Origin of the sequence: Citrobacter sp. Cy070, assembly GCF_030332245.1 — a bacterium.
Classification (GTDB): Bacteria; Pseudomonadota; Gammaproteobacteria; order Enterobacterales; family Enterobacteriaceae; genus Citrobacter; species Citrobacter youngae.
In genome coordinates this window covers 133,156-157,782 of record NZ_JAOWIG010000038.1, presented here as the reverse complement: position 1 = coordinate 157,782, position 24,627 = coordinate 133,156, and the positions used below count along the sequence as shown (strand labels likewise).

20 protein-coding genes are annotated in these 24,627 nt (G+C 55.2%); 3 read left to right on the top strand and 17 right to left on the bottom strand.

The genetic code is table 11. The features are described from left to right. Positions 1–3: 3 nt before the first annotated feature. From eutA to maeB, 13 genes are all read right to left on the bottom strand, one after another. Complete coding sequence (gene eutA, locus OGY19_RS03615) at positions 4–1,407, bottom strand: ethanolamine ammonia-lyase reactivating factor EutA (protein ID WP_115601691.1); 1,404 nt, start codon at positions 1,405–1,407, stop codon at positions 4–6. Next, the gene (gene eutH, locus OGY19_RS03610; protein WP_115601690.1) at positions 1,404–2,636 is read right to left on the bottom strand and encodes an ethanolamine utilization protein EutH; all 1,233 of its coding nucleotides are present in this window, start codon (positions 2,634–2,636) and stop codon (positions 1,404–1,406) included. The genes eutA and eutH overlap by 4 nt, the downstream gene beginning before the upstream one ends. 27 nt (positions 2,637–2,663) lie before the next feature. Then, entirely contained in the window at positions 2,664–3,851 is a 1,188-nt protein-coding gene (gene eutG, locus OGY19_RS03605) for an ethanolamine utilization ethanol dehydrogenase EutG (RefSeq protein ID WP_121584878.1), read from the bottom strand. After that, the gene (eutJ, locus tag OGY19_RS03600) at positions 3,841–4,680 is read right to left on the bottom strand and encodes an ethanolamine utilization protein EutJ (protein ID WP_115601688.1); all 840 of its coding nucleotides are present in this window, start codon (positions 4,678–4,680) and stop codon (positions 3,841–3,843) included. Before eutJ ends, eutG begins: the two co-directional genes overlap by 11 nt. Positions 4,681–4,692: 12 nt before the next feature. Further along, positions 4,693–6,096 (bottom strand): aldehyde dehydrogenase family protein, encoded by a 1,404-nt coding sequence (locus OGY19_RS03595; RefSeq protein WP_115601687.1) that lies wholly within the window; start codon positions 6,094–6,096, stop codon positions 4,693–4,695. An 11-nt stretch (positions 6,097–6,107) separates the two neighbouring features. Then, on the bottom strand, positions 6,108–6,395 hold the full coding sequence (eutN, locus tag OGY19_RS03590; RefSeq protein WP_005121909.1) for an ethanolamine utilization microcompartment protein EutN: 288 nt from the start codon (positions 6,393–6,395) through the stop codon (positions 6,108–6,110). Between the two features lie 121 nt (positions 6,396–6,516). Continuing rightward, entirely contained in the window at positions 6,517–6,810 is a 294-nt protein-coding gene (gene eutM, locus OGY19_RS03585) for an ethanolamine utilization microcompartment protein EutM (RefSeq protein ID WP_005121908.1), read from the bottom strand. Between the two features lie 41 nt (positions 6,811–6,851). After that, positions 6,852–7,868, bottom strand: a complete 1,017-nt coding sequence (gene pta, locus OGY19_RS03580) for a phosphate acetyltransferase (RefSeq protein ID WP_048210962.1) — start codon at positions 7,866–7,868, stop codon at positions 6,852–6,854. Next, positions 7,865–8,668 (bottom strand): ethanolamine utilization cob(I)yrinic acid a,c-diamide adenosyltransferase EutT, encoded by an 804-nt coding sequence (eutT, locus tag OGY19_RS03575; RefSeq protein WP_115601686.1) that lies wholly within the window; start codon positions 8,666–8,668, stop codon positions 7,865–7,867. The genes pta and eutT overlap by 4 nt, the downstream gene beginning before the upstream one ends. Before the next feature lie 9 nt (positions 8,669–8,677). Then, positions 8,678–9,376, bottom strand: coding sequence for an ethanolamine utilization acetate kinase EutQ (gene eutQ / locus OGY19_RS03570; RefSeq protein ID WP_115601685.1), 699 nt, complete (start codon positions 9,374–9,376; stop codon positions 8,678–8,680). Further along, positions 9,354–9,833, bottom strand: a complete 480-nt coding sequence (eutP, locus tag OGY19_RS03565) for an ethanolamine utilization acetate kinase EutP (protein WP_048210959.1) — start codon at positions 9,831–9,833, stop codon at positions 9,354–9,356. Before eutP ends, eutQ begins: the two co-directional genes overlap by 23 nt. Before the next feature lie 12 nt (positions 9,834–9,845). After that, positions 9,846–10,181 carry an ethanolamine utilization microcompartment protein EutS gene (eutS, locus tag OGY19_RS03560; protein WP_003037995.1) on the bottom strand — a complete coding sequence of 112 codons (336 nt, stop codon included), beginning with the start codon at positions 10,179–10,181 and terminating at the stop codon, positions 9,846–9,848. 159 nt (positions 10,182–10,340) lie between these two features. Beyond that, a complete protein-coding gene (gene maeB / locus OGY19_RS03555; RefSeq protein WP_115601684.1) occupies positions 10,341–12,620 on the bottom strand; it encodes an NADP-dependent oxaloacetate-decarboxylating malate dehydrogenase in 2,280 nt (759 codons plus the stop codon). Between the two features lie 279 nt (positions 12,621–12,899). On the opposite strand from maeB, the gene tkt reads away from it, so the two are divergent. Then, a complete protein-coding gene (tkt, locus tag OGY19_RS03550; RefSeq protein WP_115601683.1) occupies positions 12,900–14,894 on the top strand; it encodes a transketolase in 1,995 nt (664 codons plus the stop codon). 82 nt (positions 14,895–14,976) lie between these two features. On the opposite strand, the gene OGY19_RS03545 is transcribed toward tkt, so the two are convergent. From OGY19_RS03545 to aegA, 3 genes are all read right to left on the bottom strand, one after another. Further along, a complete protein-coding gene (locus OGY19_RS03545; protein WP_048212548.1) occupies positions 14,977–16,020 on the bottom strand; it encodes a DUF1176 domain-containing protein in 1,044 nt (347 codons plus the stop codon). Between the two features lie 124 nt (positions 16,021–16,144). After that, positions 16,145–16,720: a GDP-mannose pyrophosphatase NudK gene (gene nudK / locus OGY19_RS03540; protein WP_061068315.1), complete on the bottom strand. Its 576-nt coding sequence runs from the start codon at positions 16,718–16,720 to the stop codon at positions 16,145–16,147. Positions 16,721–16,876: 156 nt separating this feature from the next. Beyond that, positions 16,877–18,856, bottom strand: coding sequence for a formate-dependent uric acid utilization protein AegA (gene aegA, locus OGY19_RS03535; protein ID WP_115601682.1), 1,980 nt, complete (start codon positions 18,854–18,856; stop codon positions 16,877–16,879). 265 nt (positions 18,857–19,121) lie between these two features. Here aegA and narQ point away from each other — a divergent pair, with 265 nt between their 5' ends. Both narQ and acrD read left to right on the top strand, forming a co-directional pair. After that, a complete protein-coding gene (gene narQ / locus OGY19_RS03530) occupies positions 19,122–20,819 on the top strand; it encodes a nitrate/nitrite two-component system sensor histidine kinase NarQ (RefSeq protein WP_286596230.1) in 1,698 nt (565 codons plus the stop codon). A gap of 184 nt (positions 20,820–21,003) precedes the next feature. Further along, positions 21,004–24,117: a multidrug efflux RND transporter permease AcrD gene (acrD, locus tag OGY19_RS03525; RefSeq protein WP_286596229.1), complete on the top strand. Its 3,114-nt coding sequence runs from the start codon at positions 21,004–21,006 to the stop codon at positions 24,115–24,117. Between the two features lie 74 nt (positions 24,118–24,191). Here acrD and ypfM read toward each other — a convergent pair whose 3' ends face one another. Then, positions 24,192–24,251 (bottom strand): protein YpfM, encoded by a 60-nt coding sequence (gene ypfM / locus OGY19_RS03520; RefSeq protein ID WP_001386977.1) that lies wholly within the window; start codon positions 24,249–24,251, stop codon positions 24,192–24,194. Positions 24,252–24,627 lie beyond the last annotated feature (376 nt).

Below are 24,627 nucleotides of genomic sequence, written 5' to 3'. Positions count from 1 at the left end.
CCCTCAGGAAGGAAATGCGAGTGATTTCACCGTCACCGGCACAACCGATCCGCCAAAAAGAGGCGTACCAATGTCGATATAGTCCCCCGCCCGGACAACCACCTCATCGATGACCGCCAGCGGGTGTTGCTGTAACTGTGGGCGTAACAGCATGCCCAGGGCCTTACCAAAATCCTGCTCGGCTACCACCAGCAGGGGATGCGGATTCGGATAGCGCGTGACAAAGGCCAGCAGCGCATCAATCACCGTTAACAGCGCGGCGTAGCGCACCGGCAGAGAACCGGGCAGCGCCAGCACGTAGGCGTCCGTTTGCGGGTCCAGATCGAGCTGCAGCAGCGCCTGCTGCCAGGCCGCCACCAGATCAGCCTCATCAACCGGAATCGCCACCGGCAGATTGCGCAGCGGAAGCGCCACACCCTCCAGCCAGATAGTGCTGCCTGAAAGCGACAGCGTATGCGCCCCGGCGCCAATCACCGTGGCGCGCACGGTTTGCGCCGGAAACTGCACGTTCATCTCACGCAGGCGCGGATGTTCATGTAGCGCCGTTGCTAACAGCGGCCCAATGTCGGAAAAACAGAACGGATCGGCAGGTTGGTTGCGGTAGCACTCGCCCACCCCGCCGGACAACGTAATCACTTCAGGCTTCACGCCAACAGGCAGCAGACCGGTTTGCATCAGCGCCTGCGCCAACGGTGAAAGCGTGCCGTCAATCACCTCCACAATCAGCGCCGCCATCCGTCGGGCCACCTGAACAAGCTGCGCCGCATTGAGGGTTCGGGCATCAGTGCCTGGACCAAATACGTCATCAACAATCATCTGCCCCGGCTGATGCGCATGTACTACGCGCCCCTGACCGTCCGTTTCCAGTAGCCGCCCGCCGACGTTCAGGCAGGCCGAGCCGCTGACTTTTCCCGCATCGAACAGGACGTAATTCGACGTACCGCCGCCGATGTCGATATTCAGTACGCGGCACAACTTCTGCTCGGACAGGGTTTGTGCCCCCGCACCGTGACCGGCAATCACCGATTCCAGATGCGGACCGGCGCTGGCAACCACGAAATCCCCCAGCGACTGGGAGAGCGCCATCACCGCCGGGCGCGCGTTGCGCGTTTTGGCACTTTCCCCGGTAATGATGATCGCGCCGGAATCGACGGTCTCTGGCGCAATCCCCGCCGCCTGATACTGGGCGAGGATCAGGGCTTTCAGTTCGGCCTCTTTCAACCCGCCCTGCTTATCAACGGGGGTAAAGAACACCGGGCTTTGCCAGCTAATTTCGCGTTTGATGAATTCGTAGCGCGGCACCTGCGACACTGCCGCACGGTTAACCAGCTCAAGGCGGGAGAAGATCACCTGAGTGGTGGTGGTGCCGATATCGATACCGACGCTGAGTAGCTGGCGAGTATTCACGATTGCGCCTCCGGATTGGTTTCTGCTGATGCCGGAACATCTTCGTCTTTCGGTACTAACAGCATAGCCACGCCAATCGCCGTCACGCCGCCGATCAGCTTGCCGACAATCATCGGGAAGATCATGGCGTTCATGTTGGCAGCGGCGAAGCCTAAGTGGTCACCCAGCGCGAAGGCCGCTGAGACCGCGAACGCGCAGTTGATCACTTTGCCGCGGGTATCCATGTTTTTCATCATGCCGAACATTGGGATGTTGTTGGCAAGCGTTGCCACCATACCCGCAGCCGCAATGTTATTGACTTTTAACAGGTTGCCGACGCTCATCAGCGGTTTTTCAAACCAGCGGGTCAGCAGCAGCACCATTGGGTAGGCACCCAGCAGCACACAGGAGATAGAACCGATAACTTCGATGGCGCGCATCACTTCACCCGGCTTGTCGCCTGGCGCCATGAAAATAGGATCAAGACCTGGGATCAGCTCCCAGCCGAGCAGGAACTTGATGACTGCCGCAGCCAGACCGAGGGTGATCAGCGCTACCAGGAACTTGGCGAAGATCTGGAAGCCGTTGATCATTTTTTCCGGGATGAATTTCAGTCCCAGCGCCACCAGCACGGCCACGATCAGCACCGGGATCATGTTCATCAGGATCAGCGCAAAGGTGAACTCCACCGGCTGACCGTTGATTTCCACGCCGGAGTACATCGCGACCAGACCACCCGCAATACAGCCAATCGGAATGGTGACGATACCAGCCAGCACGCCCAACGCCAGATAACGACGGTCAGACGGTTCAATAATTCCCAGCGCAACCGGAATGGAGAAGACCAGCGTCGGTCCCATCATCGCGCCAAGGATCAGGCCAGAGTACAACCATGCCGCCACGTCGCCGCCCGCCAGTTCTTTCGCCAGGAAGAAGCCGCCCATATCGCACGCCAGCAGCGTTCCGGCAAACATCGACGGGTTCGCGCCCAGCATTTCATACAGCGGAATAATCACCGGCCCGAGCACATGCGCCAGTACCGGCGCCAGCGCGGTCATACCGACCATCGCCAGGCCCAGCGCGCCCATTGCCATAAAGCCTTCTTCAAACTGACCGCCCGATCCCTCAATGCTCTTACCGAACTTACCGAGGAAGCGCGCCGAACCGCCGAACTGCGACAGGATCCTGTCCACGGCGGCAATCAGCATAAAGAACATCATGATGTACATGATGATTTCGTTAATTCCCATAGCCTTCACTCCCTGTCATATGTGTATTTATTGTGCCGCCGCATACAACGCGATAATTTCGGCCTGCGTGGCGGTGCGTGGGTTACTGCGAATACAAATATCCTCCAGCGCGGCGTGTGCCCATGCGCTGTAATGCTCGGGTTTTGCCCCAACGTCTGAGAGCCGTTTGGTCTGGCCCACTTCGGCGATCAGCTCGCTGACCGCGCTGATGGCGTCACGATCGTCTGATTTCTTATTGGTTAACGCCCTGCCGATATGGCTGAAGCGCTCACGACACACCATGCGGTTGAACCCCATTACCGTGGGTAGCAGCATGGCGTTAGCCTGTCCGTGTGGGATGTGCAGCGTCGCACCCGGCTGGTGCGCCATCGCATGGCACAGGCCCAGCCCCGCGCTGGAAAACGCCATTCCCGCCATGCAGGACGCCAGTAACATGCTTTCACGCGCCGCCAGATCGTGGCCGTAGCCCACCGCTTTCGGCAGCGATTTGCCGATCATCGCAATCGCGCCAATCGCCAGGCTGTCGGTAAACGGCGTCGCGTTCAGCGCGCTGTACGCTTCAACGGCATGGGTCAGCGCGTCAATGCCGGTCATTGCCGTCACGTGCGCCGGAACGCCTTCCGTTACCGCGGCATCCAGAATGGCGACGTCCGGCATCAGGGTTGCGTGGGCCAGCACTTTTTTGAGTCCGGTGGCGGCGTCGATAATCACCGTAACGTTGGTGGTTTCTGACCCGGTCCCGGCGGTGGTTGGCACGGCAATCAGCGGCAGACGCGGGCGCAGCACGCTGTGCTCGGTCATGTCAGCCAGCGTTTGCGTCGGGTTGGTCACCAGCAGCGCCACTGCTTTAGCGGCATCCAGTACCGAGCCGCCGCCAAAGGCCACCACGCCGTCACATTTTGATTCGCGCAGTTGCGCGACCGCCGCACAAACGTCAGTGATGCACGGTTCGCCTACCGGACATGGCCACAGCGTCATCGCCACGCCTTTCATCGCCAGGCTGCGTTCCAGTGCGGCGGTCATTCCCGCCTGATGCAGGAAGCTATCAACCATGATGAACATATGCGTCAGTCCGCGCGTTTGCGCTTCCTGTCCGCAGGTGCTGAGCGCTCCCAGTCCGCATAATGTGACCGGTGGAACGCTGAACGTTTTTACGCGTTGCAGATTCAGGGCATCGAATGCCTGAAAGAGCGCGGTCTGCAATTCAGCTTGCATAGATTCCTTCCGCTTTTACTTTTCCGCTATTGGCAATCGCCAGCGGGGTCATAAACAGACTGTGCTGCGGCAAATGCACCTGCAGCTCCGGGAAACGCTTACGAAAAAGCTCATCAACACCCGGCTGCATACAGGACCCACCAGCCAGCCATAAATCCGTTATCCCTTGTCCGGCAATATGATGGGCGACGATTTCCGCCATCTTTTCGTAAACCGGCTTAACCACCGGCCAGATTTCTTTGCCGTTGCTGCGTTTGAACTGCTCGGCTTCTTCCAGTTGAATACGACGGTTCCCGGCAAGCGTCAGAGAAATGTGGTGCCCACCGGTCGCTTCATCGGCGGAGTAAGTCACTTTGCCCTGTTTCACAATGGCGATACCGGTCGTACCACCGCCAATATCAACGACTCCGGCGTTATCAAGCGCCAGCAGATCCGCCACGGCGGTCGGTTCATCCAGCACATGACTAACTTCAAGTCCGGCGGACTCCAGCACGTTGATGGAGATACGCGGGTCAGTGCCCGGCGGGAATGAGGTAGCCGCATGAGTAAAGCGGCAACCCAGTTGTTGCTCGAGCGTATCGAGATGGCGACGAACAATGGTCACAGCACCGAAGAAATCCCAGACGATGCCATCGCGCACGACGTCAGCCCAGTCCAGACAAACCGCAACCGGCTGCCCTTCACTGTCGACAACCATCGACACTACATCACAGGTTCCCAAATCAACGCCCAGCCACAGCGGTGAATCGCTTACGGCAGGCGTCTGGTTACACAGCGATGCCGCTTTTTGCAGTCTGGGTGTGAGCCACTGTTGTTCGTCATGCGCCATCTCTTTCACTCCTTATACGATGCGAAACGCATCCACCAGCACACAGCGACGCAGGCGTACAAACGTGCGCGCACTGGTCACCCCTTCCCCGGTTGGCGTGGTAATGGTCATGGTCGTCCAGCCTTCGCCGCCAAGCCCAAGGCCGGCAATGCACGGTCCGTTCTTAACGAAGATGCTGGTATCAATGGCGTTAGCCATACGGTTCATGTTGTCGATGTTGCGTGAGTGCATCGCCGCCGTATGGTGGCAACCGCCTTCAAGCTTGACCGCCAGTTCAATGGCTTCATCGACGTTAGCGACCCGCACGACCGGCAGCACCGGCATCATCAGTTCGGTGACGGCAAACGGATGCGTCGCGGAGGTTTCGACGAACAACAAGCGGGTTTGCTCCGGAACATTCAGGCCGATCGCCGCGGCGATTTTTGCCGCATCGCGCCCGACCCAGTCACGGCTGACCGTGCCTTTACCGCGCTCATCGACATTTTTCAGCAGTACCGGTTGCAGCTGTTCAGCCTGGGCGGTCGTCAGTTTGACCGCGTGCTGGCCTTCCATCAGACGCATCAGCTCATCAGCAACGCTATCCACGACAATCAGCACTTTTTCATCGGCACAGATAATGTTGTTATCAAACGACGCGCCTTTGACGATGGACTGCGCGGCGCGGGTCAAATCGGCCGTTTCATCCACCACAACCGGCGGGTTACCGGCACCTGCGGCAATCAGACGCTTGTTGGTATGCTTACGCGCAGACTCCACCACCGCTTCACCACCGGTGACGACCAGCAGTCCGATGCCCGGGTACTTGAACAGACGCTGTGCGGTTTCGATATCCGGGTTAGCAACGGTAACCAGTAGGTTTGCGGGACCACCTGCGGCGACTACCGCCTGGTTAAGCAGGCCGATCGCGCGCTGAGAAACGCCTTTTGCTGCCGGATGCGGCGCAAAGACGACGCTGTTACCCGCGGCAATCAGGCTGATGGCGTTGTTAATGACGGTCGCCGCCGGGTTGGTGGACGGCGTTACCGAAGCCACCACGCCCCACGGTGCGTTTTCAATCAGCGTCAGGCCGTTATCGCCGGTCAATACCTGTGGAGACAGGCATTCCACGCCCGGGGTACCGCGAGCCTGCGCCACGTTTTTGGCAAATTTATCTTCAACGCGTCCCATGCCGGTTTCACTGACGGCAAATTCCGCTAATTCTCTGGCGTGTTTTTCGCCCGCTTCACGAATGGCGTGAATGGCCAGTTGGCGCATAGCGACGCTTTTCAGCCCCTGCTGGGCCAGTTTTGCTGCCGCCACTGCGTCATCCAGGGAGGCAAAGACGCCCATTTCTTGAACGGCACTGACGGGTTGACTGCTGTCTTTCATTTTCAGCAGCACCGCTTTCACGACCTGTTCAATATCCTGTTGATTCATGATTTTCTGCCTTATTTGTGAAATACCACTTTCCCACCTGCCACCACTTCATCGACGATGCCAATCACGCACAGATCGACAGGCGATGAGTCGTTATGGTGCGCCTGGCGGGCTGAGCTTCCACTGACCAGCAGCACCCACTCTCCGGTTCCCGCCCCGATGCTGTCTATCGCAACAGCGCACTGCCCGTCGGGATTTCCCTGGGCATCAATCATTTCCACCATCAGCAACTTGTCGTGCGCGAGCCCCTGATGGCGAACGGTACAAACAATTTGTCCTGTGACGATTGCCAGTTTCATACCCGCCTCCGTGGCATATTTCAGGTAAAACCTCCCCCTACCCTCCGCAGAAGGTAATGTGAAAAGGAGAGAGGGTGACGCCAGCTTTCTCTTAACGATCCAGTGGCGTCACATGGACGACTTACATATCGTTGCTGTCGCCTTTGAAGCTGATCGGGAACACTTCTTCCAGATCGCCATGCGGACGCGGGATAACGTGTACAGAAACCAGTTCACCGATACGCTGCGCGGCAGCAGCACCGGCATCCGTAGCCGCTTTGCAGGCTGCAACATCACCACGAACCATGGCAGTACACAGGCCGCCACCGATCTGCTTCACGCCAACCAGTTTCACGCGTGCCGCTTTAACCATCGCGTCAGAAGCCTCAATCAGTGCAACCAGGCCCCGGGTTTCAATCATTCCTAATGCTTCCATTGTGCTTTCCTCTTAATCAAAGGGGTCCAGAACGGGACCGTTCATTCAACCAGTGTTTGCGAGACGCTTTCACGGCTCACGTCAGTCTGGCGCGGCACAGCTGCCACCAACGCCAGTTCGATAATTTCCTGTACGCTACAGCCGCGAGAGAGGTCGTGGAGTGGTGCGGCAAGTCCCTGAATCAAGGGGCCAACGGCACGATACCCTCCCAAACGCTGGGCGATTTTATAACCAATATTGCCTGCCTCCAGCGATGGGAAAACCATCACATTGGCATTGCCCTTTAACGGACTGGCGGGCGCTTTTTGCGCGGCGACATCCGGCACAAAGGCAGCATCAAACTGCAGTTCCCCATCCACGGTAAGCTGTGGAGCGCGCTCACGAACGATCTCGGTCGCCTGCTGCACGTTAGCGACATTGGGATGACGAGCACTGCCGTTGCTGGAAAACGACAGCATGGCGACACGCGGTTCTTCACCGGTAATCGCTTTCCAGGTTTCAGCACTGGCGATGGCGATGTCCGCCAGCTGTGCAGCGGTGGGCTGCGGCACAACGCTACAATCTGCAAACCCTAATGACGGCCCGAGATACTGCGGCAGCATCAGGAAAATTGACGACAGCGTTTTGCAACCAGGTTGTAATCCAATAATGCGCAATCCTGCACGCAGCACATTTGCCGTTGACGACAGGTTGCCCGCAATACACACATCGGCTTTACCGGCGCTGACCATCGCGGCGGCAAACATCAGCGGATCGTTGAGCTTCTCTCGCGCATCCGGCGGCGTTTTTTCGCCCGCGCGGGCCAGCCAGCGCAGAGCAAACTCTTCACGCATCTGTACATTGCTTTGTGGATCAATAACCTGAATACCGTCCATGGCTACGCGATGGCTGAGCGCAAACTGACGCAGCGCAAACGGGCTGGCGACGAGAATGGGGCGTGCCAGACCATGCTGGTGCAGGTAATTGGCGGCTTTCAGCACCCGTACATCCAGCGCATCCGGGAACACCACCCGAGCCGGCGTTTGTTTGGCGAGTTGGCGAGCACGTTCAATGATCATGACTTATCCCCCAGTCGCTGTTGGATTTGGCTGACGCTTAGCGGATGCTTCGCTACGCTCAGAATCATCATCACGTAAACCGTGCTGGAAAGACGGTTGAGCGCCTGCAGAATGTCTGGCCGCATAACGTCAAAACTGCGGGTGATAAACACCTGAGCGGCCACCGTTTCCGTTTCGCGGACTTTGGTACGCAGCAGATTAAGCAACGCGCAATCACGTCCGTGGCTGGCTTCCGGCACCAGATGATCGTGGTCCAGGTAACGCAGCGGCTGGTGCGAGAGCCGGTGTAAATCTTCGTCGCTTAAGCCAACGATGGCCTGTGCGGCCAGCGGTTCGTCCACAGCATCAGCACGCATAATGTTGCCCAGGCGCGAGCGAATATCCGCCAGCCACGGCTGCCAGGGTTCCGCCAGTTCAATTTGCAACCACACGGCCAGACCAATGGTGCTGTCCAGCGCGGCGCGAAATCCAAGTCTGGGGTCACTTTTGGCGACCATTTTGTCCGCCGTCAGATGCGTCAGCGTGTCAGGTTTCTTCGCCACCGGTTGATGACACAGTTCACAGGTTGCCTGCGGATGTGTATCGCTGCTGGTCAAACCATGTACCGGCTGCGGCTGCTGTTCCTCGTCGTCAACAAACAAGCTTCCCTGCTCGTCGATATACTTAATGCGCAGACGACGGCTCTCCAGCAGCTCCCGGGCAGACGGCGTCAGGCGGGCATCAGCGGGGAGATGAATTTCAGCCCCTTCGCTGAGCGTATGATTCGCTCTGAGCCATGCTTCGGTAATGAAATCCTTCATACATCCGCCTTAGCAGGACTGCCAGTTCGCAGGCCAGGCCACATACAGGAACTTCACTGTTGATGGCGTACCAAATTCGATGCTGGAGCCTTTCGGGATAAACATCACGTCCCCGGCTTTGGCAATCATGGTTTCGCCTTCATGGCGAACGTGCAGCTCGCCTTCCAGAATCATGTCGATTTCGTCGTAGTTCAGCGTCCATGGGAAAAATGCGTTATCCCACTGCATAAACCCGGCGGCCATGCTGCTACCGTCCTGGTCAGTGACTAAGTCGGTTAAGCCGACGCAGTGCGGTTGCGCGCCATCAAAACGGCCAAACTTCACACTGCTGCCGTCGATAACTTTCACGCCGCCTTTACCGGTCACCGAGGCAAAGCTCGGCTGCATTCCGCCCTGCTCCAGCGACTGCTTTTCTTTCATCACTTTGTCCATCAGCTGCGCGACCAGGCTTTCGGTAAACTGTCCTTCCGGCAGTTGTGCAATGATGGTTTCACGAATACGCTGGCTTTCCGTTTTGCCGTCATCCACCGCAGCAGGTGCGGTGGCAGTTGGCGCGGATTCATCGCATTCAGTGATAGTGACGCCGAGCAGCGCCGCAACTTCGCGCGCCTCCGGGGTGATGATGCTGGCGCGCAGAACAACCGATACGTCCTGTTCGCCGCGTGCGTGGGCCGCACGAATATCGTTAGCTGTGATGAGTTTTTTCACCTGCCCTTTCCTCCTTTTGGCTGAGCTCAGTCAGATAATCCACCAGGTGCTGCACACTGCTTGGGTCGTGGCTATTGAGCTCAAAAATCGGCTCCTGAAACCCTAGCCCGCGAAGTAATTGTCGCGTTGCGGCGACATTGGCATCCGGCACATCCGTTTTGCTGATAACGGCGATTTGTCGTTTACTGGCGCCGATATCCAACAGCCCGGCAGGTAAGCGACTTTCTTTATCATTTGCCGCATGTATATAAATCAACGTATCGACATCCTGCAGCGTGGTAATTAAGGCGTGATACCAGCGCGGATGGCTAAAATATTCTCCTGGCGTATCGATATCGCCGTTTTCATTAAACTCCACGGCCTGTGTTTTTCTGGCGAGGGAATAATTCCCCTGTAGCGCATTAAAGAGCGTTGTTTTCCCCGCCCCCACCGTACCGACAAATGCAATACGTTTCATCGCCGCCTCGGATTAACTTTTTGTCAGGTTGCACAAAGTGAAATTTAATAATCGCCCCAGACCGCTTACCGTCTGTAATAACGCTTCTTCTACCGCGCCAACCGAGCCGTAGATCACCAGCGCGCCGCTGAATCTATCGAGAAAGCCGATGTGTACATCCGCCGCTTTCATGGCTAAGTCACCAGCAATCATTGCGGTTTCACCTGGCGTCAGCGTCATAATGCCGATAGCGCCCGCTTCGGGAACGCCGATCTTTTTCGCCAGTTCCTCACCGGGGTGCGCAATGAGATGCGCCAGCGTGACCTGTTTCCCCGGCACAAATTCCTGAATAATGCGTTCTTTTTCCATTGCTCACCGCCTCCGCTAAAACTGCCCCCATCGTGGCAATTTTTTGTCAGAGTAAATAACAAAATTCGGCAACCAGGTTTAAAAGGTGAAGTGGATCACTAAGAAAAGGGAAATAAAAAGGCGCGGGAGAAACCCGCGCCGGAATTAATTAAAGTGAAATTACAGCGGCTGAGTCTGTGCTTCAACGACCGCCAGCGCCACCATATTAACGATACGACGAACAGAGGCGATCGGTGTTAATACGTGAACCGGTTTCGCTACGCCCATCAGTACCGGGCCAACCGTTACGCCCTCGGAACTTGAAACTCGTAGTAAGTTGTAACTAATACGCGCGGCTTCCATATTCGGCATAACCAGAATATTGGCGGAGCCTTTCAGCGGGCTGTCCGGCATCCGGTCATTACGAATACTTTCCACCAGCGCGGCGTCACCGTGCATTTCACCGTCAATCATCAGTTCTGGCGCACGTGCCTTAATCAGCGCCAGCGCTTCGCGCATTTTGCTGGCCGACGGGCAGTTAGATGAGCCAAAGTTGGAATGCGACAGCAACGCCACCTTCGGTTCAATACCAAAGCGACGCACAGTCTCTGCCGCCATCACGGCGATTTCCGCCAGTTGCTCAGGCGTAGGATCGTCGTTGACGTAAGTATCGGCGATAAAAGTGTTACCACTTGGCAGCAGCAAGGCGTTCATCGCCCCGGCAGTATGCACGCCGTCACGATGACCAAACACCTCTTTCACCACGCTGAAGTGCTCATGGTAGTCGCCAATCGTACCGCAGATCATCGCATCCGCTTCGCCACGCTGCACCATGATTGCACCGATCACCGTAGTGTTGGCAATCACCGCACGCTGCGCCTGCTCCTGGGTGATCCCACGGCGCTTCATGATCTGATAATACTCACTCCAGTACTCTTTAAAGCGCGGATCGGATTCGTTGTTGACTATTTCAAAATCGACGCCCGCTTTGATCTGCAGCCCCAGTTTCTGGATACGCATTTCAATAACGCTCGGACGACCGATCAGGATTGGTTTTGCCAGCCCTAAAGTGATCAATTCCTGGGTAGCATGCAGTACGCGCGCTTCTTCCCCTTCCGTCAGCACCACACGCTTCGGCGCTTTGCGTGCCAGGGAGAAAATCGGCTTCATGAACAGGTTGGTTTTGTAGACGAATTCAGTCAGCTTATCGATGTAAGCGTCAAAGTCGGCAATCGGACGCGTTGCCACACCAGAGTCCATCGCCGCCTTCGCCACCGCAGGCGCTATTTTGACGATCAGGCGCGGGTCGAACGGTTTAGGAATAATGTATTCCGGGCCAAAGCTCAGGTCCTGATCGCCATAGGCAGAGGCCACAACTTCGCTCTGCTCGGCATGCGCCAGTTCCGCAATGGCATGTACCGCGGCCAGCTTCATCTCTTCGTTGATGGCGGTTGCACCGACGTCCAGCGCGCCGCGGAAGATGAACGGGAAGCACAGTACGTTATTAACCTGGTTCGGATAATCAGAGCGGCCGGTGCAGATGATGGCGTCGGGACGTACCTCTTTTGCCAGCGGCGGCAGAATTTCCGGTTCCGGGTTAGCGAGTGCAAGAATCATCGGCGCGCGCGCCATTTTCTTGACCATTTCCTGGGTCAGCACTTTCGGGCCGGAGCAACCGAGGAAAATGTCTGCGCCATCAATCACGTCGTCCAGCGTGCGCTTACCGTCATCCACCACCGCGTAGGCCGCTTTGGTTTCGGCCATATTCGGTTCACGATCTTTATAAATCACGCCTTTGGAGTCGCAGACCACAATGTTGTGTTTCTGCATGCCCAGCGCCACCAGCAGGTTCATACAGGCAATCGCCGCAGCACCTGCGCCAGACACCACCATGCGCACGTCGGAGATATTTTTCTCCACCACCCGCAGACCGTTAAGAATGGCGGCGGTACTGATGATTGCCGTGCCGTGCTGATCGTCGTGGAAGACCGGAATATTCATGCGCTCACGCAGCTTTTGCTCAATGTAGAAGCATTCCGGCGCTTTGATATCCTCGAGGTTGATACCGCCAAACGTCGGCTCAAGAGCCGCGACCACGTTGATAAATTTATCCGGGTCGAGTTCATCAACTTCGATGTCAAACACGTCAATCCCGGCGAATTTCTTAAACAGAACGCCTTTCCCTTCCATCACCGGCTTGCCAGCCAGCGCGCCAATGTTGCCCAGCCCCAGCACCGCCGTACCGTTGGAAATAACCGCAACCAGATTACCGCGCGCGGTGTATTTGTAGGCGGCCAGCGGGTCTTTTTCAATTTCCAGACACGGAGCTGCAACACCGGGTGAATAGGCCAGCGCAAGGTCACGTTGAGTGGCAAGCGGTTTGGTCGGAGAAACCTGAATTTTGCCTGGTACTGGAAATTCGTGGAAATCGAGGGCGCTTTGTTTTAACTGGTCATCCATCTTGTTGTTCCTTTCACGTATCGATCAAAAAAGTGTCGCAGGTAACCCTTCTATTGAGCCGCACATTATCACCTCTGTCAGCGGCGCAAACTTTGAAGGTCGCCAAACTCTCACTACTCAAAGAAAGAATTTGTTATCAATTTATAACAGCCATGTTACCTGCTTAAGCCAGCAATACCATGCCTGTCTGCTATGCTTTTTGCTGACAACGCCTGCAAATTCTCCAAAAGTGTGAATTAACACACGCTCTAACGCTTTACTTTTCAAGGAGTATTTCCTATGACCCGTAAAGAGCTTGCCAATGCCATTCGTGCGCTGAGTATGGATGCCGTCCAAAAAGCCAACTCAGGCCATCCCGGCGCACCGATGGGGATGGCAGATATCGCCGAAGTGCTGTGGAACGATTTTCTCCGCCATAATCCGAGCGATCCTCACTGGTACGATCGCGATCGGTTTATTTTGTCCAACGGCCACGCCTCAATGCTGCTTTACAGCCTGCTGCATCTTTCCGGCTATGACCTGCCGCTGGAAGAATTAAAGAACTTCCGCCAGTTGCATTCAAAAACGCCCGGCCACCCTGAGCTTGGCTACACACCGGGCGTGGAAACCACCACCGGGCCGCTGGGCCAGGGTTTAGCCAACGCTGTCGGAATGGCGATTGCTGAACGCACGCTGGCGGCGCAGTTTAACCAGCCGGACCATGAGATTGTCGACCACTTCACCTGGGTTTTTATGGGCGACGGTTGTCTGATGGAGGGGATTTCCCACGAAGTCTGTTCGCTGGCGGGCACGCTGGGACTGGGCAAACTCATCGGCTTCTACGATCACAACGGCATCTCAATTGATGGCGAAACCAAAGGCTGGTTTACCGACGATACCGCGAAACGCTTTGAAGCCTACCACTGGCATGTGATACACGATATTGACGGTCATGATCCTGAAGCGGTGAAAAAAGCGATTCAGGAAGCGCAAAGCGTTACCGACAAGCCGTCGCTGATTATCTGCCGCACGGTGATTGGTTTTGGATCACCGAATAAAGCCGGGAAAGAGGAAGCGCACGGTGCGCCGTTAGGTGAAGAAGAAGTGGCCCTGGCCCGACAGAAACTGGGCTGGCATCATCCAGCTTTTGAGATCCCGAAAGAGATTTATCGGGCGTGGGACGCGCGTGAGAAAGGCGAAAAAGCGCAACAGGACTGGAATGAGAAATTCGCGGCGTATCGACAAGCGCATCCGGAACTGGCGGCAGAGTTTACCCGCCGGATGAGCGGAGAACTGCCGGAAGCATGGGAAGAAACGACCCGGAAATATATTACCGACCTGCAGGCCAACCCGGCCAAAATCGCCACCCGTAAGGCCTCGCAAAATACCCTGAACACCTACGGACCGATACTACCCGAACTGCTTGGCGGCTCGGCGGATCTTGCGCCCAGCAACCTGACCATCTGGAAAGGCTCCACTTCTCTTAAAGAGGATCACGCAGGAAACTACATCCACTACGGCGTGCGTGAATTTGGCATGACCGCCATTGCCAACGGTATCGCGCACCACGGTGGCTTCGTACCGTACACCGCAACGTTCCTGATGTTTGTTGAATATGCCCGTAATGCCGCGCGCATGGCGGCGCTGATGAAAGCCCGACAAATTATGGTTTATACCCACGACTCAATTGGTCTGGGGGAAGACGGTCCCACGCATCAGGCCGTCGAACAGCTCGCCAGCCTGCGACTGACGCCGAATTTCAGCACCTGGCGACCGTGCGATCAGGTTGAAGCGGCAGTGGGTTGGAAGCTGGCAGTCGAGCGTCATAACGGCCCTACGGCGCTGATCCTCTCCAGGCAGAATCTGGCACAGGTTGAACGCACGCCTGAGCAGGTGCAGCAGATTGCCCGCGGCGGCTATGTGCTGAAGGATAGCGGCGGTAAGCCGGATGTCATCCTGATTGCCACAGGTTCAGAAATGGAAATTACATTGCTGGCGGCGGAAAAACTGACCGGTGAAGGCCGTAACGTACGGGTAGTTTCTCTGCCCTCAACTGATATCTTCGACGCCCAGGATGAGGCGTACCGGGAGTCGGTCCTGCCGGCAAACGTCAGCGCACGCGTGGCGATAGAAGCGGGTATTGCCGACTATTGGTACAAATATGTCGGCCTGAAAGGGGCTATTGTCGGCATGACCGGTTATGGGGAATCTGCCCCGGCAGACAAGCTGTTCCCGTTCTTCGGCTTTACGGTGGAGAACATCGTCGACAAAGCGCATAAGGTGCTGAACGCCTGATGGCGACGCTCACGCGTCTTATCAGGCCTACGACATCTATCACCATCAGGCCGTATAAGGCGCAGTCGCATCCGGCATTAAATTAACGCGTGATCCACAGCGTGGGCCAGGCATCTGGTCCATGCCAGTTATCACAGCTTGGCTCTTGTGCGTAACGCACCAAACGAAAGCGCTGGCCGTCAAACCGCCAGCGTGTCTGGATCCCGCAGTCCGATAAACCTCGCCCTTTGGCGAGAGTGACCAATTCGCGAGATTTCTCGTCAAACGTAGCGTTGGTCAGCTCCATGTCGGTACTGTCAGCATCGGTTTTAAATGGCAGGCTCAGACGTACAGCGCGAGAGGTAAACGGTGTGGTACGAGAAACGGTCCATGCCAGATCGATCGTGTTGTATGCCCCTGCTTCGCAGCCGATCATCAGCAGAGCTTTGTCGTCCGTTAAGGCGAAAACCCGCATCTCACGACGCATGGGATCGAGTGAACAGCGGATGCCATTGATCCGCCAGTTGCCATAATCCAACAGCTCATTACGCTCCTGTTGAGTGAGTGGCGTTGGCGTGGAATTAACCACCGCCACACCTTTCAGAGCGGGAGCTGGCGGAACGCTGAGCGGCGGCTCGTCACCTTTCTCAATCCAGGCGGTTTCGCTACCGACGCGCTTTTGTTGCGCATCAATAAACAACAATGCTGCTTTCAGCCCAGACAGAGAAAGCGTTTGCGTACCTTTTTGCAGGGTAATGGCTTTCGCATCCTGCACGGCTTGTAAAAATGTAGCGATGGTAGCCGGATCATCCGTCATCAAATGCCAGGGCGTAAGACGCCAGTGTTCACCGGCCAGTGGGAGTGGTGCGCCGTCCAGCAGCAAGCGCGGCGCAATATCTGCCTCTTTGACATCAGGAGAATCCATACCGCCAAGTTCAATACGCAACACGGCATCGGTATGTGCCCCGGCGCTGCGGCTCAGGGTCATCACCAGACCGTGATGATCTCCCGTATTTCGCGCAACGCAGAAGTTTTGGTTATTGCACGTCACCTGCCAGTCAGCAAACGCCTGTTGCGCAGGCGCCGCCCACAGCAAATGGGCCGGTAGCAGGCCGAGCAGGAACACGAAAATAATGCGATAGCGCATGGACGGTACAACTCCGAAATCAAAACACACAGCCCAGGCGGTATCTTCCTTGCGCGACTAATGAGGCTCAATAAGAATCGTCGGATTGGCCTGTATCTTTGTAAAGAAATATAAGCCCTGATCGCTAATCCATAAGATGCGACGATTGCAGGTAGTTCAGTAGCAGCACCGTTTTCCCGTCGCGAATCTCGCCCGTTTTGATCATCGACAGTGCCTGTTCAAAAGGCAATTCCAGTACTTCAATATCCTCATCTTCAATACCGCCACCCGCATTTGCGCGCTGACTGTCACTGTATTGCGCGATAAAAAAGTGGATTATCTCCGTCACGCCACCCGGCGACATATATAACTCAAAAAGTTTCCGTGCTTCGCCCACTTCATAGCCAGTCTCTTCAATGGCTTCTTTACGAATGCAAACTTCCGGCTCATCGTTGTCCAGCAACCCGGCGCAGGCTTCAATCAATTGTCCACTTTCATTGCCGTTAACCCAGGTCGCAATACGAAACTGACGGGTCAGCACGACGGTTTTTTTCTCCGGGTTATACAGCAAAACTGTGGCACCGTTACCGCGATCGTAAACCTCACGTTTGTGGCGAATGACCTCGCCATTGCTGCGGGTCAGGTCATAGGTGATATTGCGCAGGATGAAGTAGTTATCGGACAGGACTTTATCTTTGATGAGGGTGATTTTTTGCGACATACCGACTCCACGGTGAGAAGTGAGAAATAATACTACGCCGTGAAACCGGGTTTGTCCTGGAACTATGAATGCCTGATAAGCAAAGCGCCATCAGGCATTCATCCGGCACATTGCCGGATGGCAACGCTAACGCGTTTTATCCGGCCTGGACGCTGATTAGTGAGATTTGACTGATTTTACACCCAGCCAATCAATGATGCCTTGTGCGGCATGCCGCCCTTCCGCCATCGCTGTAACAACCAGATCCGCACCGCGAACCGCATCACCACCGGCAAAGATTTTCGGGTTGCTGGTTTGATAACGGTATGCGCTTTCAACATCGGCGGCAATACGTCCCCAGTTATCGACCTTCACACCCTGACTCTCGAGCCACGGCATGCCATGCGGGTGAAAACCAAACGCCATGATCACCGCATCTGCTGGCATGACAAACTCACTCCCGGCGATGGGAACCGGGCGACGACGCCCCTGCGCATCAGGCTCACCGAGCTGGGTTCGTAAGAAACGCACGCCGCTGACGCGACCGTCGGCATTCAGCACCAGCTCCACCGGCTGGACGTTAAACTCGAAATTGGCCCCCTCTTCACGCGCGTTCTTCACCTCTTTTTTCGAACCCGGCATGTTGGCTTCATCACGACGATAGGCGCAGGTCACCTGGCTTGCACCGTGACGCAGCGCGGTACGTACACAATCCATCGCCGTATCACCGCCGCCCAGCACGACCACGTTCAGCCCTGCGGTGTCGATAAACGGCTCTTCAGGCAACTCGTCCAGCCCCATCACCTGCTTGGTATTGGCAATCAGGAACGGCAGCGCGTCATACACGCCAGGCGCGTCTTCATTTGGCAGGTCCGCCTTCATGGAACGATAGGTTCCCACCCCCACGAACACGGCATCGTAATCCTCCAGCAACTTTTCAAGTGCGACGTCCTTACCCACTTCACAGTTAAGTTCGAAATGAATACCCATGGCGCTGAAGATTTCACGGCGACGCGTCAGCAGCGATTTGTCCAGTTTGAAGGCCGGAATGCCGAACGTCAGCAAACCGCCGATTTCGGGGTGGCGATCGTACACGGTAGCGCTGATACCGCTACGCGCCAGCACATCCGCGCAGGCCAGGCCCGCCGGACCTGCGCCGATGATGGCAACGCGTTTATCGACTTTCTGCACATGGCTTAAGTCGGGTCGCCATCCTTTGCTCAGCGCCCGATCGGAGATGTAACGCTCAATATTACCGATAGTCACCGCGCCATGCTCGTTACGCACGGTACAGGCTCCTTCGCAGAGTCGGTCCTGCGGGCACACGCGCCCGGTCACTTCGGGTAAGCAGTTGGTCTGGTGAGAAAGCTCAACCGCCGCATCGATATTCCCGGCTTTTACCAGTTCAATCCACTGCGGGATGTGGTTATGCAGCGGGCAGGTCCATTCGCAAATACTGTGGTCGCCGCATTTCAGGCAGCGGGACGCTTCCCGTTCAGCCTGCACTGTGCGAAACGGCAGATAGATCTCTTCAAAACTGGTTTTACGCGCCTCAATCGGCAGTTTATCAGGCTCGCCACGCGCAGGCGTCGCCTGCATTTGCTCACGTTTGGTGATGATATGTGGAACAAAATCGGTAGCGCTGGTATGCCATGGCTGGCTTTCCAGACTGGCGGTACGCAACCTGCGCGCTTTTGACAGACCGGTAAGCGAATTCTCCGTCACCAGTTGCAACGCCTGCGCCGGACAGTTCTCCACGCAAGCCGGGCCCTCTTCACGCCCATGACACAGGTCGCATTTGTGCGCCGTTGCTTTTACCTTTCCTTTAGCGACCGGAGTGAGTACGATCTGCATCGTACCAAAAGGACAGGCCACGACGCACGATTTGCAGCCAATACACTTTTGCGCATTTACCTGAACGCTGTCGTACTCATGACTAATGGCCCCATTCGGGCAACTTCTGGCGCAGGGGGCATCTTCACAGTGGTGGCAGGTGACTGCACTGCGTTGTTGCTGATGCTTGATGACAGTAATTCGGGGCTGAAAATGCCGTTGGCTCAGGACATGCTGCTCGCCGTTGTGGGCCATGACACAGGCGACCTCACAGGCGTGGCATCCCAGGCACTGTTGGCTATTGACCATAATAAAACGATTCATGGCTTCCTTCTTTTTTGGTTGCGAAAACCTTATTCTTTATATGACTGTTGTTATTAACCGACCCTGAAGAGGGCGGCAATGTTCATTTGCCCAGGAAGCACAACTATTTATCCAGAACCTGTGGCAGATCAATTTATTTCATCGAATATGAAATTGTGTTTCATTTAACAATCAGTTTCATGATTACTTTTTTTAACATTTATCAAATACGCTGAATCGTTCAGGTTGAGTCGGAGCGGGGCGTGAATTGTGTGAGGGTGCGCAAGTGACGGTAAAGCGTCCGGTCTCAGCCAGCCTGGCTAAGGCTTTTTTCTATATAGTGTTGCTGTCGATTCTCTCAACGGGTATTGCACTGCTTACGCTGACCAGCAGCTTGCGGGATGCTGAGGCCATCAACGTTGCGGGCTCATTGCGCATGCAAAGCTACCGTTTGGGTTACGATCTGCAAAGCCAAAGCCCACAGCTCAACGCTCACCGCCAGCTTTTCCAGCAGGCGTTAAACTCGCCCGCATTACAAAATCTGAACGCATGGTATGTCCCGCAAGCGGTAAAAAGCCGCTATGGCCGCCTGCATGCCAACTGGCTGGAAATGAACGCCCGTCTGATCGATGGCGATTTAAAATGGTACCAGGCCAATATCAATAGCTATGTCGATCAAATCGATCTCTTCGTGCTGGCACTTCAGCATTATGCCGAACGCAAGGTGATGTTGGTTTTTGGCATATCGCTGGCGGGGGGGATCGGCATCTTCACCCTCGTCTTCTTTACGCTACGGCGTATTCGCCAGCAGGTGGGGCGTCCGCTGAATAAGCTGGTGATGGCCAGCCAGCATATTGAACACGGTCGGTTTGATATCTCACCGCTGGATACACAACTCCCCAACGAACTGGGATTACTGGCAAAAACGTTTAGCCAGATGTCGAGTGAGTTGCATAAGCTGTACCGTTCACTGGAAGCCTCCGTCGCCGAGAAAACCCACGATCTCCACGAAGCCAATCGCCGCCTGGAAGTGTTATATCAATGTTCCCAGGCACTGAATACCAGCCAGATTGATGTGTACTGCTTCCGCCATATTTTACAGATTGTCCGCGAACATGACGCCGCGTATTTCCTGGAGCTCACCGTCGGTGATAACTGGCGAATCAGCGAAGGAACGGCAAGCCCTGAACTGCCAATGCAGATCCTGCCCGTCACGATGCAAGATACAGTTTACGGTGAACTGCACTGGCAAAGCCCGAATGTGAATGCTTCCACACCACTGCTCAACAGCGTATCAACTATGCTCGGGCGCGGGCTGTACTTCAACCAGGCGCAAAAGCATTTTCAGCAACTGCTGCTAATGGAAGAGCGAGCAACTATCGCCCGCGAGCTGCACGACTCGCTGGCGCAGGTGCTCTCTTATTTACGTATTCAGCTTACGCTACTGAAACGTGCTATTCCGCAGGATAACGTTCCGGCGCAAAGCATCATGGCGGACTTCTCCCAGGCGCTGAATGATGCTTATCGCCAATTGCGCGAACTGCTTACCACCTTCCGCCTGACCTTACAGCAGGCCGATTTGCCTTCTGCCCTGCATGAAATGCTGGAAACGTTGCAAAATCAAACATCGGCTAAACTGACTCTCGATTGTCGACTGCCAACACTGGCACTGGACGCGCAAATGCAGGTGCATCTGTTACAAATCGTCCGTGAAGCGGTGCTGAATGCCATTAAGCATGCCAATGCCAGCGAAATTGCTGTCAGCTGTGTTACCGCGCCGGATGGTAATCATACCGTTTATATCCGTGATAACGGTGTCGGTATCGGTGAGCCTCATGAGCCTACGGGGCACTACGGTCTGAATATCATGCGTGAGCGTGCAGAGAGACTCAGCGGTATGCTGACCTTCTCGCAACCTTCCGGCGGGGGAACGCTGGTGAGTATCAGTTTCCGTTCAGCTGAATCAGACAGTGAGCTAACGTAAAGAACCGCAAAGCGCCGTCGGGTCTGGATCCAGGCCTGATGGCGTTGGCACGAAAGGTATGCTGTAAACGGGCATGATAATTTACATTATCTTCTTTTTTTCTCCACGTTTGACCCGTACCTTGCCGCTAAAGTGAAGCAAGCCATACCCATAACGATACGCAGAAACACGAGGTCCTCTTTTAATGGCGAATTTTTTCATCGATCGCCCCATTTTTGCCTGGGTGTTAGCTATCCTGTTGTGCCTGACAGGAGCCCTGGCTATTTTTTCGCTGCCCGTTGAGCAATATCCCGACCTGGCACCGCCAAACGTGCGGGTCACCGCCAACTATCCTGGCGCATCGGCTCAGACTCTGGAAAACACCGTCACCCAGGTGATCGAGCAGAACATGACCGGTCTCGATAACCTGATGTATATGTCGTCGCAGAGCAGCGGGACAGGCCAGGCTACGGTGACGCTTAGCTTCGTTGCCGGAACCGATCCTGACGAGGCCGTCCAGCAGGTGCAAAACCAGCTGCAATCGGCAATGCGTAAGCTGCCGCAGGCGGTACAGGATCAGGGGGTCACGGTGCGTAAGACCGGGGACACCAATATTCTGACAATCGCCTTCGTCTCCACCGATGGCTCAATGGATAAGCAGGACATCGCCGACTACGTGGCGAGTAATATTCAGGACCCGCTTAGCCGTATTAACGGTGTAGGGGATATTGATGCTTACAGTTCACAGTACTCGATGCGTATCTGGCTCGACCCGGCCAAACTTAACAGCTTTCAGATGACCGCCAAAGATGTGACTGACGCTATTGAATCACAGAATGCGCAAATTGCGGTTGGGCAACTTGGCGGTACGCCTTCGGTGGACAAACAGGCGCTAAATGCGACGATCAACGCCCAGTCCCTGCTGCAAACGCCGGATGAATTCCGTGCAATTACGCTTCGCGTTAACCAGGACGGGTCTGAAGTTAAACTGGGCGACGTCGCCACGGTTGAAATGGGTGCGGAAAAGTACGACTACCTCAGCCGGTTTAATGGCAACCCGGCTTCCGGTCTGGGGGTTAAACTGGCCTCCGGCGCCAATGAAATGGCAACGGCAGAGCTGGTGCTTAACCGCCTTGACGAACTGTCACAGTATTTCCCGCACGGGCTGGAATACAAGGTCGCGTATGAAACCACCTCCTTTGTTAAAGCCTCAATTATCGACGTGGTGAAAACGCTGCTGGAAGCCATCGCGCTGGTATTCCTCGTGATGTATCTGTTTCTGCAAAACTTCCGCGCCACGCTTATCCCGACCATCGCCGTTCCCGTCGTCCTGATGGGCACCTTCTCCGTGCTTTATGGTTTTGGCTACAGCGTCAACACCTTAACAATGTTTGCAATGGTGCTGGCAATTGGCCTGCTGGTCGATGATGCCATCGTGGTGGTGGAAAACGTCGAGCGTATTATGAGTGAGGAAGGCCTCTCACCGCGTGAAGCGACGCGAAAATCGATGGGGCAAATCCAGGGAGCGCTGGTCGGTATCGCCATGGTGCTGTCGGCGGTGTTTATCCCGATGGCCTTCTTCGGTGGCACGACAGGGGCTATTTACCGCCAGTTCTCAATTACTATCGTCTCCGCAATGGTGCTGTCTGTTCTGGTGGCGATGATCCTGACCCCTGCCCTGTGCGCTACGCTACTTAAACCGCTGCATAAAGGTGAGCATCATGGTCAAACAGGCTTCTTCGGCTGGTTTAATCGGATGTTTAACCGCAACGCTGAGCGTTACGAAAAAGGCGTTGCGCGGATCCTGCATCGCAGCCTGCGCTGGATACTGATCTACGGACTGCTGCTTGGCGGCATGGTGTTCCTGTTCCTGCGCCTGCCAACGTCCTTCTTGCCGTTAGAAGACCGCGGGATGTTTACCACCTCGGTACAGTTGCCGAGCGGCTCCACGCAGCAGCAAACGTTGAAAGTGGTTGAGGAAGTGGAGAAGTATTACTTCACCCATGAGAAAGACAACATTATGTCCGTCTTCTCCACGGTCGGTTCCGGCCCTGGCGGGAACGGTCAAAACGTGGCGCGTATGTTTGTCCGCTTAAAAGACTGGGATGAGCGAGATACCACTACCGGTACCTCCTTTGCCATTATCGAGCGTGCAACCAAAGCCTTCAATAAGATTAAAGAAGCCCGCGTCTTCGCCAGTAGCCCTCCGGCTATCAGTGGCCTCGGAAGCTCTGCCGGTTTCGATATGGAGCTGCAGGATCACGCTGGTGCGGGACATGACGCGTTAATGGCCGCACGCGACAAATTAATTGAGCTTGCCGGGAACGACTCTTCACTGACCCGTGTTCGTCATAACGGCCTGGATGACAGTCCGCAACTGCAAATTGATATCGATCAGCGTAAAGCTCAGGCGCTGGGCGTTTCCATTGATGACATCAACGACACATTGCAAACGGCGTGGGGCTCCAGTTACGTAAACGACTTTATGGACAGGGGCCGCGTGAAGAAGGTTTACGTCCAGGCTGCGGCAAAATACCGCATGCTCCCGGACGATATAAACCTGTGGTACGTGCGCAACAATAGCGGCGGCATGGTGCCTTTCTCGGCCTTTGCCACATCGCGCTGGGAAACCGGTTCACCGCGTCTGGAACGCTATAACGGCTACTCCGCCGTCGAGATCGTCGGCGAAGCAGCCCCCGGCGTCAGCACTGGTACTGCGATGGACATCATGGAATCGCTGGTCCATCAGTTGCCGACCGGATTCGGCCTCGAATGGACAGCGATGTCTTATCAGGAACGGTTATCGGGATCTCAGGCTCCTGCCCTGTACGCTATTTCACTGTTGGTCGTGTTCCTGTGTCTGGCTGCGCTATACGAGAGCTGGTCGGTTCCCTTCTCCGTTATGCTGGTCGTACCGTTGGGTGTCATTGGCGCGCTGTTGGCGACCTGGATGCGTGGTCTGGAAAACGATGTGTACTTCCAGGTCGGGTTACTCACCGTTATCGGGCTTTCGGCAAAGAACGCGATATTGATTGTTGAATTCGCCAATGAGATGAACGAAAAAGGACACGATCTGCTCGATGCCACACTGCATGCCTGTCGCCAGCGCTTGCGTCCGATTCTGATGACGTCGCTGGCGTTTATCTTCGGGGTACTGCCGATGACAATCAGCAGTGGTGCTGGCTCCGGCGGCCAGCATGCGGTGGGGACTGGCGTAATGGGCGGGATGATTTCAGCCACGATCCTGGCGATTTACTTCGTGCCTCTGTTCTTTGTGCTGGTACGCAGACGCTTCCCGTTGAAACCACGCCCGGAATAATCGGGCACAAAAAAGGCGACTTACGATGAGTCGCCTTTTTCATCCTTTGCAGGATATGAATTTCTTCCAGAAAATTATTTACGAAGCATCACTTCGATAAAGTCTTTCCAGTTCCCCAGTTCACGTTCAATCATAACAACCTCTCTTATTATTATGAGCATTCTACGAAATCATCCTCATTAAAAGAAGATAATTTAACCGATGGTTGTGATTACATCCTCCAGTGCTTGGGGTCATGTCATCACTATGCGCTATACCCATAAATTTTATGTGACTCACTGCAATATTTTGAAATATTCACACATAATCTACGACTTTGACAATTTTGATGGAAAAACAGACTGATGCAAACAGGTTAATTCTGAAATACCGATCGACGTGAAATTTTGGAACTTTCAGGAATCATTATTCACCGTTGTTCAACAATGTTATATTTTTCTATAACGAATGAATGACAATATGTATTATCAGAAACGCGAGAATACAAGAATAAGTATTCAAAATACGTTA

Excerpts from the sequence above, each read along its gene's own strand:
- acrD (WP_286596229.1), top strand. The coding sequence starts at position 21,004 with ATGGCGAATTTTTTCATCGATCGCCCCATTTTTGCCTGGGTGTTAGCT.
- eutN (WP_005121909.1), bottom strand. The coding sequence starts at position 6,395 with ATGAAACTGGCAATCGTCACAGGACAAATTGTTTGTACCGTTCGCCAT.
- eutH (WP_115601690.1), bottom strand. The coding sequence starts at position 2,636 with ATGGGAATTAACGAAATCATCATGTACATCATGATGTTCTTTATGCTG.
- nudK (WP_061068315.1), bottom strand. The coding sequence starts at position 16,720 with ATGTCGCAAAAAATCACCCTCATCAAAGATAAAGTCCTGTCCGATAAC.
- eutJ (WP_115601688.1), bottom strand. The coding sequence starts at position 4,680 with ATGGCGCATGACGAACAACAGTGGCTCACACCCAGACTGCAAAAAGCG.
- eutM (WP_005121908.1), bottom strand. The coding sequence starts at position 6,810 with ATGGAAGCATTAGGAATGATTGAAACCCGGGGCCTGGTTGCACTGATT.
- pta (WP_048210962.1), bottom strand. The coding sequence starts at position 7,868 with ATGATCATTGAACGTGCTCGCCAACTCGCCAAACAAACGCCGGCTCGG.
- eutT (WP_115601686.1), bottom strand. The coding sequence starts at position 8,668 with ATGAAGGATTTCATTACCGAAGCATGGCTCAGAGCGAATCATACGCTC.
- OGY19_RS03595 (WP_115601687.1), bottom strand. The coding sequence starts at position 6,096 with ATGAATCAACAGGATATTGAACAGGTCGTGAAAGCGGTGCTGCTGAAA.
- eutS (WP_003037995.1), bottom strand. The coding sequence starts at position 10,181 with ATGGAAAAAGAACGCATTATTCAGGAATTTGTGCCGGGGAAACAGGTC.
- eutG (WP_121584878.1), bottom strand. The coding sequence starts at position 3,851 with ATGCAAGCTGAATTGCAGACCGCGCTCTTTCAGGCATTCGATGCCCTG.
- OGY19_RS03545 (WP_048212548.1), bottom strand. The coding sequence starts at position 16,020 with ATGCGCTATCGCATTATTTTCGTGTTCCTGCTCGGCCTGCTACCGGCC.
- eutP (WP_048210959.1), bottom strand. The coding sequence starts at position 9,833 with ATGAAACGTATTGCATTTGTCGGTACGGTGGGGGCGGGGAAAACAACG.
- maeB (WP_115601684.1), bottom strand. The coding sequence starts at position 12,620 with ATGGATGACCAGTTAAAACAAAGCGCCCTCGATTTCCACGAATTTCCA.
- aegA (WP_115601682.1), bottom strand. The coding sequence starts at position 18,856 with ATGAATCGTTTTATTATGGTCAATAGCCAACAGTGCCTGGGATGCCAC.
- tkt (WP_115601683.1), top strand. The coding sequence starts at position 12,900 with ATGACCCGTAAAGAGCTTGCCAATGCCATTCGTGCGCTGAGTATGGAT.